Below are 13,025 nucleotides of genomic sequence, written 5' to 3' on the forward strand. Positions count from 1 at the left end.
TCCATTATAGAGTTGATAAAGTTTGGTGATCTACGAGAGACAATATATTTCTATCAAACCTGAATTCTATTTCGCGCAATTAAAGCATGAAGATCCGCTAAATTTTCCATTTTTAAAAGCAAATAATTAGATAATTTCTTGGGCAATACGACAATAACAGTGATTTTTAATAGCACTTTCCAAATAATTCGTCTTTTCAAAAGAAAAGGATCAAACCTTATTGCATTTGCAAACAGTTTAATTGCTAAAAATCCTTGTTTTCGTTCGGGAATACCTGAAAGAGCTTTATAGGTAATTGATTTGTATAAGTTAGCTAAACTATGCCGCTTGAGATACTGTAGTGATTGAGGCGCATTAGTAAAAGCTCGTTCTAAGATTGTTAACCAAGCTAATTCTAAATTCACAATATTTGACGATACTGACTGAGAAGAGCGTCTGTAGAAAACTTGAATTTTTGGGACGACGGTAAATAAATAATGTTCTGCTAATCGTAAGTACAAATCTGTATCTTGGCAGGCAGGTAGTGACTCATCAAAACCATCAATTTTAACTAAAGCTTGCCGACGAATTAAGGGATTAGAGCCACTCTCTAGAAAATTGACAAGTAAGAGTTTCGCATATACATTACCTGTGTCGGTAGAACAAATTCCTTTATGAAGAAAATTACCTGATTCATCAATAAAACTAGTCCAGCTATAAGCAACAGCCGCTTGGGGATTGGTTTGCAAGGCGCTTAATTGTGCTTCTAGCTTATCAGGTGTCCAGAGATCATCCGCATCTAAAAACGCCACGTATTCACCACCCGCTTGGGCAAGTCCCCGATTACGGCTGATATTTGCACCCCCATTAGGGTAAGAAAAGACTTGAATTCGAGGGTCTGAAATGCGTTTAATAATGTCTAAAGTTGAATCTTGAGAGCCATCATCAATAATAAGTAATTCAAAATCTGTAAAGGTTTGGTTTAAGACAGATTCAACAGTCTCTTCGATGGTTTTTTCAGCGTTATAAGCCGGAATTATAACAGAAATTAATGACATGTTGTCTGTTTTCCCTATACTATAATTTTAATAACTTTTTTTAAGTTTTCTACTTTTTAGCAGGATCGTTTCGTTCCATTACTGTCGCTACTATGGCTGGGGGAGGATTTTGCTCAAGCAAATAATTATAAATTCTCGATTTGACATAATCTTTAGGTAAAAAATCAATAATAAGGAAGCGGATTATTTTATTAATGTAACAGAATAGATAATTCCAATTTGAAATTACTTTTTTATCCCGATTACTGGAATGCATATTCACAATTAACCAAATATTTTGATTAGCTTTTAAATTAGTCAATCCTTGAATTATTTTCCAGCGACTCCCTAAATTAGGCTGTAAATACCACTGCATCCAATAGGGCATATAGCGAGTAAAGTCGCTGATTGTATAATCGGTGCTGGCTTTCAGGTTACAGGATAAAATAACTCTAAACCCTGCTTTTTTAACCCGCATAATATACTCATAGTCACTGCCATGGTGAGGGAGTTTAATTGAGTCGGGAAAGCCAACCTGATCAACGATTGTTCTGGGAATAACGACAATGTTGCCACATAAAACATCTACCTCTAACTCATTAGATGTGGAAAAGGCATTGATATGACTAACTGGCTGTCTATCCTTTAGTCCACTGTAAACAATCCAATCAATGTACGTTTGATCTAAAACAATACCGCCTACAACGGCGCTCTTATACTTACCTGAAGAGCAAATTTTAATTAGATTTCTAATAAAACAATCTGCGATACAAATATCATCATTTAACCAAACAATATAATCTGCCTCTAATGATTTCAGTGCGTAACTCATTCCTTTAACAATAGCACCCGCCCACCAAAGAGAACCATCTCCCTCAATCAAAAAAACAGTGGGAAACTTATTTTGAATCATTTCTTTGGTTCCATCCGTGGAACCATCATTGACGATAATAATAGAAATCCCTTTTAGATTTTCTTGTTCGATTTGAAAAGTTAGTTGCTCCAGTATATTATGCGTATAGTTTTTTCTATTTCTAACGGGGATAATAAAAACGATTCGTTGGTCGTTGGTCATTGGCAATTAGTATTTGTAACTAGTTAGTTGACACTAGATAGAGGGCGACCCGACTCAATTGAATGGATTAGGATGGTTAATTAATTCAAGCGGGTCGCCCCTACACGGGGATCACACCTATTTGTTTGAGGACATATTTTGGGGAAAAATTATCTATGATTTCCGCCAACAGACCCTCAATCCTTCCCCCTATTTTGCGGTTAACCGCGTTAGCACCTGGTTTGACCGCTCCACAAACGCTTTCATTCCGTTAGCGTCAAAGCCTCTTTGCGCCATTAATGCCAAATCATAGACATGTTGACAAATTTGATGGGCAAGTTCCCCACTGGGGGATTGACCTACCCCTTGGACAATGCTCCCCTGACTAATCTCGACTAAGTTCTGAATCAAGGGATGCGCCGTGTTCACCACCAAAATATGCTCCTCCGGAAACTGCGCCGCTTGCTGCTGTAATAGGGCGGTCATATCCTGCAACCGTCGCATGGCTTCTGGTAACAATACCATGGCTGGAGGTGTCCCTTGGGGGTCATCAGATTTCAGCGCCTGGGTTTTCACATTTACCTTAGGCTTATTTATCGCCTTCTCAAACAACTCCTTAATCAGTTCGCTACGAGTCTTATTGGTTTTGGGGTCAACAATATCCGCCGCCTTGTCTTGGTCAACTAGGGTATTATCTAACTCTGAATCGACTCGCGAGAACTTGACATCAGAATATTCCTGTTCCAGGAAACTGATAAAGTGGGTGTCGATAAATGAGTCCAGATAAAGGACTTCTAACCCCTGATTCTTGTGCAGTTCCACATAAGTCGCTTGAGCGGCTTCGTCGGTGCAGTAGAAGACGTGGTTTTCGTGGTGGGCTTTGTTGCGGTCTAAATACTCTTTGAGCGTCGTATAGGTTCGCCCTTTGTCATCCTGATTCACCACGACTGGACTCACCTCTTGCCAAGCATCGTCCTCTTGAGACTGCACCTCTACCTCTGGCGTCTCTGATTGGCTTTGGGACTCCCCAGAATAGGTGGTGCGATAGATAATGATATCCTCAACTTGCTTTTTGAACTTATCATTATTGAGTGCCCCAAACTTGACAAAAGTCCCCACATCTTGCCAGCAACGGATATAGTCTTGGCGTTGCTCCTTATAGAGTTCGTTGAGACGGTCAGCGATTTTCTTGGCGATGAAATCGGCAATCCGGCGCACGGTGCGGTCATTGGTTAGGGCGGAGCGGGACACATTTAAGGGAATATCCGGACTATCAATTACCCCGCGCAAGGGCATGAGGAAGTTGGGAATGACTTCTTCGCAGTTGTCGCTGACAAAGACCTGATTACAGAATAGCTTGATATGACCTTTGGTCACATCCACATCGGGTTTCAGCTTGGGGAAATAGAGAATTCCATTCAACAGGAAGGGATAATCGGTCTTCAGATGCACCCACAGCAGGGGGTCTTCCTGAAACGGGTACAGATAGCGATAAAATTCTAAGTAGTCCTCATCCTTGAGCTCCTGGGGTGATTGCTTCCACAGTGCCTTGTGCTTGTTGAGCTCCTCGCCATCTAACTTAATCGGTACGGGCATAAAGTCGCAGTACGTCTTCACCAGTTGGCGAATTCGCGCCGGTTCTGCATATTCTGTCTCTTCATCCTGTAGAGTCAGCGTGACAGTGGTTCCCCGTTCTTTGCGAGATGACTCCGACAATTCAAACTGGGGCGAACCATCACAAGACCAATGTACCGCCTCAGCACCGGCTTGGTAGGAGAGGGTATCAATCTCTACTTTCTTTGCCACCATGAAGCTGGAGTAAAATCCTAAGCCGAAGTGACCGATAATCTGCTGGTCGGCTTCTTTTTGGTATTTTTGGATAAACTCTTCGGCGCTGGAGAAGGCGACTTGGTTAATGTATTTTTTCACTTCCTCAACACTCATCCCGATACCATTATCGGAGACGGAGAGGGTTTTATTATTTTTATCTAGGGAAATCGTGATTTCCGGTTCCCCCACATCCCCATCCACTTCCCCAGAGTAGGACACCATCTTCAGCTTCTGGATGGCATCTACGGCGTTGGAGACCAATTCCCGCAAGAAGATTTCGTGGTCGGTGTAGAGCGACTTCTTGATAATGGGAAAGATATTCTCAGTATGAATGGTGATTTGTCCCTGTTCGAGTACAGTCATAGGTATCACGCCATATAGGTTTAGGGTTCATTGATGATTTTGCGCGATCGCACCTGAATTTATGTATGGGATTACCCACCGCTGAGATTCGGATTTCCTCACTTGAGATGTTCATTGGTCATTGGTCATGGGTCATTAGTCCTTGCTCCTCCCCAGGGTTGGGGATACTTGTTGGTGACTAAGAATGAACTAATTAAACTTCCCCAAAAAAATTCCATTTCACAAGCCGCAATTAGATTACTCTTAAATTGCCCCCGATATTTAATAAACTGCACAACAACTCGGCGCAAGTTGCCCAAAAAATTGCGGATAATAATCAGCGGTTTTTGCCAAGGTTTAGCATTCACCATCCGTAGCTGACATGTCGCTAACCCACACCCCCGTGAAATAGAGAGTAAGTAATCCCGTTCTAATCGCCAGTGGGGTATTTGATGATAGGTATGCAAATGGGGATGATACCAAATTTCCCATCCGGCTTTATACATGTATAGTAAGGGTTCATAATCTTCTCCCCCTAACATTGAACCCGCCAGTCTCCCTTTTAATTGAGGACGTTGGGGAACGCTTTCCTGCCAAGCTTTCTGACGAACAATTAATGCTGCTGCTGTTGGGAGTTTTAAGTTTTGCGGTTCAAATTGATGGGGCGTAGAACCATGTTCTCGAATGGCAAGAAAAGCTTGAATGCGTTTAAAGTTTTCCGGCGGTTCAACTTCAAACTCCCCGTGAATTTGCCCACTAAATGCACCCGCTTGGGGATGTTCCTGGGCAAATGAATCAGCTTGGGCTATCCAATCTGGATTGGGCAAGTTATCATCATCCAGAAATCCAATGAGTTCCCCCTGCGCCTCTTTCACCGCCCGTAATCGGGCAAAAGCCGCACCCTGTTCCGGTTCCAGGATATAGGTTAAGGGAACACCGACTAGCCAGTTCCCTTGATACTCCTGTACCACTTGAGCGGTATTATCGCGACTATTATTATCAACAACAATAATTTCCCAGGAAATCTGCTCTAAACCCGTTTGCTGTCGCAGTTTATCCAGCAACGTTGGCAAACGACTGGCACCATTATAAGTGGGAATGGCTACGGTGAAATCTACAGACATTATTCCGGCGTCCCCCGTGATATAGAGTTCAGGGTAATGATTTGATTGGGGCTATTGAAATAGCCATGGCGGTACAGGTAGAATGGACTCTCTAAGCTACTTAAAAAGAGTTCCCATTGACAAGCGGCGACTAAATCGGATTGGATTCTACCCTGATATTTAAGACGGTGAATAATGAGTTTCCGCAAATCGTTAAGGGTATAGGCACAAAAAGCTAAGGGGCGTTGCCAAGGCTTGACACTCAACATGCGGGTGACAAAACGGCTAAGTCCAATGCCGCGCATAAAGGGGATTAAATAGTCTCGTTCTAAGCGTTTCTGGGGAATTTTATGGTCAATTTCCATGGCTGGGTTATACCAAATTTCCCAGCCGTTGAGCTGCATATAGCATAACATTTCTAAGTCTTCCCCAGTGAGCATATTCCCCTGAATTCTGCCCGTTAAAATGAGTTGACTGGGAACCGTGTCGAGATAGGCTTGCTTGCGAATCACCAATCCGGCGGAAGGGGGTAATAATTTGTTGCGGGGTTCGTAGCAAAAAGGTTCCTCACCGCGTTCTGCGATCGCGAGAAAGGGTAGAATTGGTTGTAAGCTTTCTGGGGGTGGCACTTCAAAGTCTGGGTGAATTTGACTTCCATAGGCTCCCGCCTGGGGATAAGCTTGAGCAAAGCTAACTGCAGCAGCCACCCAATTGAGGGCGGGAATATTATCATCATCTAAAAACCCAATCAGTGGCGCTTGCGCTTCCTTCACCGCCAACTGTCGGGCAAATCCTGCCCCTTGTCTGGCTTCAAAGCAGTATCGTAAGGGATAGTCGGCAGACCAGTTTTTCTGATAATCTTTAATAATCTCCGCCGTATTATCGGTACTGTTATTATCAACAACGATGACTTCCCAGCGAATCGATTCTGTACCCCTTTGGCGGCGCAGTTGTTCTAATACTTCTGATATTCGGCTTGCGCCATTGTAAGTTGGAATCGCGACGGTGAAGGTAAGGGACATAACAGGTTAAATCTTAAAGGTCAAAAGTCAAATGTCACTTTTGCCTAGCTGAGAAGAAAATCGGCTTAAGTGTTTGTCGTGAGTGCTGAGGCGCTGATGGCGCTAAAGCGCTTACTACGAACTTTTGTTTTTCTATAGAGATGCCCTTCTCCTGAATTCTGATTCTAACTGAATATTAGCTGAATTCGGGAGAGGTGTTAATGAAAATTTGATGAAGATTTTTGACGCAACCTGTTCAATGTACCGCTTCCGGTTCCGGCAAATTAATCGCCCCCTGCTTATTAAAGGTAAGGACATTATCCACGCAATCGACAAGGATTGTATCCCCCGCCCCAAAGGTATTTTCAAGTAGCTTTGTGGCAATTGGGTTTTCTAGTTCCCGTTGGATTGCCCGTTTCAGGGGACGCGCCCCATAAACCGGATCATACCCGACATTCACCACATAGTCTTGAGCGGTGGGTGACAATTCAATGGAGATTTTCTGATCCGCTAACAACCGTTCAATCCGTTGCAGTTGAATCTCGACAATTTGCCGCAATTCCTTGCGAGTCAGGGTATGGAAAATAATAATATCATCCACACGATTAACAAATTCGGGGCGAAACTGCTTTCTCAAGGCATCAGTCACCCGTTTCCGCATCTCCTCATACTGGGTATCATCCCCCGCCACATTGAGAATATGATCACTGCCAATATTACTGGTCATGACAATAATCGTATTGCGAAAATCCACGGTTCGCCCTTGGGAGTCAGTAATGCGTCCGTCGTCAAGGACTTGCAACAAAATGTTAAATACATCCCGGTGTGCCTTTTCCACTTCATCCAGCAATACCACCGAGAAAGGGCGGCGGCGAATGGCTTCGGTGAGTTGTCCCCCTTCTTCATACCCCACATATCCTGGAGGTGCGCCAATCAACCGGGAAACGGCGTGTTTCTCCATATACTCGGACATATCAATCCTGACTAGAGCATCGTCACTGTCAAACAGAAACTGTGCCAAAGCCCGCGCCAATTCTGTTTTACCCACACCTGTGGGTCCCAAGAAGAGGAATGATCCGATCGGGCGTCCGGGATCTTTCATCCCCGCCCTGGCGCGACGAATCGCCGCCGCGACAGCTTCCACGGCTTCCCCTTGACCAATCACCTGTTTATGCAGATGTCCTTCTAGCTGCAACAGTTTTTGGCGTTCCGACTCCAGCAAGCGTTTTACGGGAATTCCTGTCCACTTGGCGACAATTTCGGCAATATCGGCTTCGGTAACTTGTTCTCGTAGCAAGGCGGAACCCTTTGCTTGGAGTTCCAGCATCATCGTCTCTTTTGCCTCGCGATCGCGCTGGAGTACCTCTAGCTGTCCATACTTAAGCTGGGCAGCTTGATTCAGGTCATAAGCACGTTCAGCTTGCTCAATTTTAACCCGGAGTTGATCTTCTTCTTTTTTGAGGGTATTAATATCTTCTAAAAGTTGTTTTTCCGATTGCCATTGTCCATTAAGCTGTTCATGATTAGCTTCAAGCTGGTCAATTTCTTGCTCAATCAGGGCTAACCGTTCCTGGGACGACTGATAAGCACTGCTAACAGAGGCGACACCCTGACGCTGACTTTCGGCTTCTAGAGATAGCTTTTCCATCTTTAGCTGCATCAGTCTGCGATCGATGGCTTCAAGTTCCACAGGTTTGGAAGTAATCTCCATTTTCAGCTTAGCGGCGGCTTCATCGACTAAATCAATAGCTTTATCGGGTAAGAAGCGATCGCTAATATAACGATTCGATAGCGTCGCTGCTGCGACTAAGGCGGAGTCAGTAATGGTCACATTATGGTGAACTTCGTAGCGTTCTTTAAGTCCCCGTAAAATCGAAATCGTATTTTCCACCGTCGGTTGTCGCACGAGTACCTGTTGAAACCGTCGTTCTAGGGCGGCGTCTTTTTCAATATGCTTACGGTACTCATCTAAGGTTGTCGCACCAATACAGCGCAATTCGCCCCGTGCTAGCATAGGTTTGAGTAAATTCCCGGCATCCATTGTCCCTTGACCTGATCCGGTACCGACAACGGTATGCAACTCATCAATAAATAGAACAATATGTCCATCCGACTGGGTAACTTCCCGTAAAACGGCGCGGAGTCTATCTTCAAATTCCCCCCGATATTTTGCCCCAGCAATTAAACTGCCCATATCCAGGGAAATCAACTGGCGTTCCTTGAGGGATTCTGGGACATCTCCATTAATGATCCGTTGCGCCAATCCTTCTGCGATCGCGGTTTTGCCGACACCGGGTTCACCAATTAGCACCGGGTTATTTTTGGAACGTCGGGATAAGACTTGTACCACCCGACGAATCTCTTCATCCCGCCCAATTACTGGATCAAGTTTCCCGGCTTTGGCTTGTTCTGTCAAATCCCGCCCAAATTTCTGTAAGGCTTCGTACCGGGATTCAGGACTTTGATCGGTGACTTTTTGCGAACCCCGAATTGCTTTAATCGCGGCTTCAAGTTTGGGACTATCTAGGTCAAAGCCTTTGAATAAGCGGCGTCCAATCCGTTCATCGGCGGCTAATCCCAAGAGTAAATGCTCTACTGCAATATAATCATCTTGCAGGGCGACTCTCGATGCCTCTGCATTATCTAGCATAATATCCAACCCTCGCCCTAGATAGAGTTGGTCAACATTATTCACCTTAGCTTGGCGATTTGCGAAAGCCTCCAACTGCTGCTTCAACCTCGGTACATCCACCGTCACCCGTGAGAGAATCCGGGCGGCTAACCCCTCTTGTTCCAAGAGTGCGATCGCCAGATGTTCAACTTCTAGCTGTTGATTGCGACAGCGGCGGGCAACATCTTGGGATTTAACGATCGCTTCCCAGGCTTTGTCGGTAAATTTACTGGCGTCGGTGGGCTGCATGAGTGGTTATCGAGTCTCGATTGAATAGTATCTCCCAATGGCAGTATAACAATCTACTCTATCTGTAGCTTCGATTTGGCAATGGACTCACTTTAGCCCGATACAATAATTTATCGCCTTGGCGATAACCAACATAACGAACTCGCACCAAATCGCCTGGTTGAACGGTTCCCGACATTAATTGATGCCATTGAGGATCATACGCTAATTCATCGCCAACGGAGGCGATCGCTTCTATGCCCCATTGTTGCAGAAGCTGTTCAACTGGCTTGATTAGGGGTAATAATCGGATGGCAGGTAACTGGTCATTCTGGGTTATAGCATAAGCGGCTGTGGGCCACTGCAATAACCATGATTCTAATACCTGCACACTCGATTGCTGAAACTCCTGTAGCAGGGTTTGGCGTTGTTCGGCTAATTGCTGTTGGAGTCGTTGGTATTCATGCTTGAGGTTGTCTAGACTTTCTGGTGCCCGAAGATCAAGACTTGGTGAGGTGCGATCGCGTGGCGGCGTAATTGGAGAGATTGATTCTGCTGAAAATAAGGTGAGCAACTGATCGACCGATATTCCTAATATATCCGATAATTTTAGCAGCGTCTCTACCCGCATTTGCGATACCTGTCCTTGTCGCAAACGCTTCAGTTGTCGTTCAGACACACCACTGACACGACTCAATTGGCGAAAACTTGAAACATCCACCTGCTCCATGAGGTATTGTAACTGTTGGGTGTAATTAGGGACAGACTGATTTATTGGACTAGATGCGGACATGATTAGGAGTGATCTGGAATTGTTATAGTATTTTGCCAGATTTTAGGTTTATTCCGTTAGGGTGGTTTCAACCGCAGCTACACAAACTTGCACCCGCGCAGGCGGGTTTCCGAATAGGAAAAATCAGGTTTAAGTCTCCCCTGTTCAAACCTCTGGAATATTGCCTCCTAACTTAAGAAACACGCCGTTGGGCAAATCGCTGCCAAATAAAGATGGCAAGAATAGCCCCCAAAACAGCCAAGACAATACCCGGAATACTTAATGCTGTTGCTGTCATTGCTAGTTCCCCCGTCGTCAGAAGTGTCGCCAATGTTCCACCCACAAAAGCACCGACAATTCCCAGTAATAGAGTGGAAATAATGTTGCCACCTTGATGACCTGGGTAAATTGCCTTGGCAATTGCACCAGCAAGCAAGCCCAAAACTATCCAAGCCAATATGTTCATGATTTTTGGTTTTCAAAGAAAACAGTTTTTGATATTTATTAGCTTATCTTTATTGGTATTTTTTAACCTCTATCTCCAGAAATAAGCTTAATTACTTCAGTTATTAGGTTGTAAATTTTATTAGAATCAACCCACTGCTTTTATTGACAAAAATACCCCGACACGGGAGCTAATACCGAGTTGCGCTTAAACATAGTAGATAGGAAAAGCAGGAAAAGCAGGAAAAGCAGGGGAAGCAGGGGAAGCAGGGGAGCAGGGGAGCAGGGGAAGCAGGGGAAGCAGGGGAAGCAGGGGAGCAGGGGAGCAGGGGAAGCAGGGGAAGCAGGGGAAGCAGGGGAAGCAGGGGAAGCAGGGGAAGCAGGGGGAGAGAAAGTTATACTTTTGAATGCAAATTGGTATAAATCCAACCCCGACAAGACTCTAGCAAACTAATTGAGTTGCTTTAGGGATAAACCAATGCTATAGTTTGAGTAGTTTAACTTAGTTCCAAAAGAATACTCCTTAAATAAAATAATCTATTATTAAAGCTTTTATCTACTCAAAATACATCCATCTTTTGAGATATAAACTAACTTATTTCTCCCGACTGAGGAAGGTGATATAAATCAGAGATTAAATGGGAAAGGTAGACCTGAAAAGGGCGTTTCAACAAAAACCTTTCCCGCTGGGAGAAAAATAAATGACTTTAAGACACAATAAACGAGCGATAGGGGCTTTTCCCAACCGCCGAGACGCGGAATCGGCATTGAGAGATCTGAGAAATTCTCACTACCCGATGGATAAAATTTCTGTAATCACACAGGATTCTAATCGAACTGATCAGGTAGCCGGAACGAATGGACATAAGAAAGTCGGTAACAAAGCCGACGAGGGTGCGACAACAGGCGCCGTTACAGGAGGTGCATTAGGAGGTTTGACAGGCTTGTTAGTCGGTTTGGGAACCTTAGCCATTCCGGGCGTCGGACCAATTTTACTGGCAGGTGCAACAGCAACCGCGATCGCAACCACTTTGGCAGGGGGGGCTATCGGAGCAGCAGCGGGTGGTTTGGCTGGCGCACTCATTGGTTTAGGCATTCCTGAACACCGAGCTAAAGTCTACAATGAGCGAGTCTCTCGCGGAGAATATTTAATCATCGTAGAAGGCACCGAAGCAGAAATCCGTAGTGCCGAAAGCATTTTGCACCATCGCGGGATTCAAGAGTGGGAGATTTTCGATGCGCCGAAAGTTGCTCCCTCTGGTAACCACCCTGTCACCTCAAAGACTTCTGAGCATCATTTAGATCGAGTAGATCGAGATCACCACCATTCTCGTGCCATTGGTGTATTTCCCCACTATCACCATACCGATGCGGCAATTCGGGAATTAAGCGAGGCAGGTTTTCCGCTCAATCAAATTTCTGTAATTTCCCGTGATCAGGATCGCCATAATTGGATACCGAATGTGAATGTTCGCGATCGCTTCGATAAAACATCATTTGGTTTTCTCAACGATCGTCATCACTTCTTCCACAACCGATTTAACCAGGGTGAATACTTACTGATTTTAGAAGAAAAAGAAGCCCAAATCCGTCGCGCCGAACCGATCTTGCGCCGTCACGGTGTCCAAGAATGGGCGATTTTTGACGGACTCAATGATGATCATTCTCGTCGGAGTAATTCAATGGCTAATACTTCCCACGCTGTAAATCACCCTCATCGGGCGGTTGGTACATTCTCTCGTCGCCATGATATGGATACGGCAATCCAGGAATTATACGATGCAGATTTTCCGATGAATCAAGGTAAGGGCTCTCGCATTTGCGAAGTTTAGTGAGCGGTTTGTTGCATAACTATAGAGCGCAAATGCGAGAGCCCCTACTTAAGATATTCGCCGCACCGTTGCAATCTGCGTTAATCAATTGACCGCTAGAGGTTCTATACAGTTGACTCACCTCTCAATGATGTGTCCTTAGTTACCCGTGCTATGGCTATGAGGCGTGCTACTATTGCCCTGTTGACCGGACATCGCCCCAGTATGGGCATTACCACTGTCCATCGTGCCATGGTTCATCTTGGCTTTGCACTTCTCCATCATCTGCTGCATCTGACTCATCGTTTGCTGCATCTGATCCATCATTTCTTGGTGCTGTTGATGTTGATTGGCTGTAGCTTCAGGAGTAGAGTTTGCAGGTGTGCTTGGGGTGACTTCTCGGTTCTGTGCTAATAAGGGGCTACCTGTAAGCCCTAGGGCTACCACACCTCCAACGGCTGCACTGATAAGAGTTTGAGTAAATAGTCTTGCATTCATAACATTCTCCGGCTTAATCAGCTCTCTAGAGTTTCTTATCTAATAGCTTGACAGCCCTTTATGAAATTAGGATGAAATACCTAGTCTAAACCTGAACTGGATAAAAACAGTGTGGTATTGTAAAGTTTCAATAAGAATATAGCCAGATGTAGTCATGTTGGGTAATATATAGACATGAAACTCTCAGACTATGCCAAAAAAGCAGGAATCAGTTATCGAACTGCCTGGAGGTGGTGGAAACAAGGAAACTTGACG

At 44.8% G+C, this 13,025-nt stretch carries 10 protein-coding genes and 1 pseudogene; 2 read left to right on the top strand and 9 right to left on the bottom strand.

Annotation, left to right across the window (positions count from 1 at the left end):
* Positions 1-53: 53 nt before the first annotated feature.
* The 8 genes from RIM23_RS29580 to RIM23_RS29615 all read right to left on the bottom strand — a co-directional run bounded on the left by RIM23_RS29580 (position 54) and on the right by RIM23_RS29615 (position 10,483).
* Positions 54-1,037 (bottom strand): glycosyltransferase, encoded by a 984-nt coding sequence (locus tag RIM23_RS29580; protein ID WP_446371928.1) that lies wholly within the window; start codon positions 1,035-1,037, stop codon positions 54-56.
* A 49-nt stretch (positions 1,038-1,086) separates the two neighbouring features.
* A complete protein-coding gene (locus RIM23_RS29585; protein WP_446371930.1) occupies positions 1,087-2,091 on the bottom strand; it encodes a glycosyltransferase family 2 protein in 1,005 nt (334 codons plus the stop codon).
* A gap of 189 nt (positions 2,092-2,280) precedes the next feature.
* The gene (gene htpG / locus RIM23_RS29590) at positions 2,281-4,263 is read right to left on the bottom strand and encodes a molecular chaperone HtpG (protein WP_446371932.1); all 1,983 of its coding nucleotides are present in this window, start codon (positions 4,261-4,263) and stop codon (positions 2,281-2,283) included.
* A gap of 125 nt (positions 4,264-4,388) precedes the next feature.
* Complete coding sequence (gene hpsE / locus RIM23_RS29595; protein WP_446371934.1) at positions 4,389-5,366, bottom strand: hormogonium polysaccharide biosynthesis glycosyltransferase HpsE; 978 nt, start codon at positions 5,364-5,366, stop codon at positions 4,389-4,391.
* Positions 5,366-6,367, bottom strand: a complete 1,002-nt coding sequence (hpsE, locus tag RIM23_RS29600) for a hormogonium polysaccharide biosynthesis glycosyltransferase HpsE (RefSeq protein WP_446371936.1) — start codon at positions 6,365-6,367, stop codon at positions 5,366-5,368. Before hpsE (RIM23_RS29600) ends, hpsE (RIM23_RS29595) begins: the two co-directional genes overlap by 1 nt.
* A gap of 235 nt (positions 6,368-6,602) precedes the next feature.
* Positions 6,603-9,266 (bottom strand): ATP-dependent chaperone ClpB, encoded by a 2,664-nt coding sequence (clpB, locus tag RIM23_RS29605; protein ID WP_446371938.1) that lies wholly within the window; start codon positions 9,264-9,266, stop codon positions 6,603-6,605.
* Positions 9,267-9,324: 58 nt separating this feature from the next.
* The gene (locus RIM23_RS29610; RefSeq protein ID WP_446371940.1) at positions 9,325-10,038 is read right to left on the bottom strand and encodes a helix-turn-helix domain-containing protein; all 714 of its coding nucleotides are present in this window, start codon (positions 10,036-10,038) and stop codon (positions 9,325-9,327) included.
* Positions 10,039-10,210: 172 nt separating this feature from the next.
* The gene (locus RIM23_RS29615) at positions 10,211-10,483 is read right to left on the bottom strand and encodes a GlsB/YeaQ/YmgE family stress response membrane protein (protein ID WP_446371942.1); all 273 of its coding nucleotides are present in this window, start codon (positions 10,481-10,483) and stop codon (positions 10,211-10,213) included.
* A 679-nt stretch (positions 10,484-11,162) separates the two neighbouring features.
* Here RIM23_RS29615 and RIM23_RS29620 point away from each other — a divergent pair.
* The gene (locus RIM23_RS29620; protein ID WP_446371944.1) at positions 11,163-12,293 is read left to right on the top strand and encodes a general stress protein; all 1,131 of its coding nucleotides are present in this window, start codon (positions 11,163-11,165) and stop codon (positions 12,291-12,293) included.
* Between the two features lie 138 nt (positions 12,294-12,431).
* Here RIM23_RS29620 and RIM23_RS29625 read toward each other — a convergent pair whose 3' ends face one another.
* On the bottom strand, positions 12,432-12,770 hold the full coding sequence (locus tag RIM23_RS29625; RefSeq protein ID WP_446371946.1) for a hypothetical protein: 339 nt from the start codon (positions 12,768-12,770) through the stop codon (positions 12,432-12,434).
* A 174-nt stretch (positions 12,771-12,944) separates the two neighbouring features.
* Between RIM23_RS29625 and RIM23_RS29630 the strand changes: the two are divergent.
* Positions 12,945-13,025, top strand: a pseudogene (locus RIM23_RS29630) (IS607 family transposase); the annotation flags it as partial.

The sequence above is a fragment of the Coleofasciculus sp. G3-WIS-01 genome (genome assembly GCF_040223135.1).
In the GTDB taxonomy this organism is placed as follows: domain Bacteria; phylum Cyanobacteriota; class Cyanobacteriia; order Cyanobacteriales; family Coleofasciculaceae; genus Coleofasciculus.

Excerpts from the sequence above, each read along its gene's own strand:
- clpB (WP_446371938.1), bottom strand. The coding sequence starts at position 9,266 with ATGCAGCCCACCGACGCCAGTAAATTTACCGACAAAGCCTGGGAAGCG.
- RIM23_RS29610 (WP_446371940.1), bottom strand. The coding sequence starts at position 10,038 with ATGTCCGCATCTAGTCCAATAAATCAGTCTGTCCCTAATTACACCCAA.
- RIM23_RS29620 (WP_446371944.1), top strand. The coding sequence starts at position 11,163 with ATGACTTTAAGACACAATAAACGAGCGATAGGGGCTTTTCCCAACCGC.
- hpsE (WP_446371934.1), bottom strand. The coding sequence starts at position 5,366 with ATGTCTGTAGATTTCACCGTAGCCATTCCCACTTATAATGGTGCCAGT.
- RIM23_RS29615 (WP_446371942.1), bottom strand. The coding sequence starts at position 10,483 with ATGAACATATTGGCTTGGATAGTTTTGGGCTTGCTTGCTGGTGCAATT.
- RIM23_RS29625 (WP_446371946.1), bottom strand. The coding sequence starts at position 12,770 with ATGAATGCAAGACTATTTACTCAAACTCTTATCAGTGCAGCCGTTGGA.
- RIM23_RS29580 (WP_446371928.1), bottom strand. The coding sequence starts at position 1,037 with ATGTCATTAATTTCTGTTATAATTCCGGCTTATAACGCTGAAAAAACC.
- RIM23_RS29585 (WP_446371930.1), bottom strand. The coding sequence starts at position 2,091 with ATGACCAACGACCAACGAATCGTTTTTATTATCCCCGTTAGAAATAGA.
- hpsE (WP_446371936.1), bottom strand. The coding sequence starts at position 6,367 with ATGTCCCTTACCTTCACCGTCGCGATTCCAACTTACAATGGCGCAAGC.
- htpG (WP_446371932.1), bottom strand. The coding sequence starts at position 4,263 with ATGACTGTACTCGAACAGGGACAAATCACCATTCATACTGAGAATATC.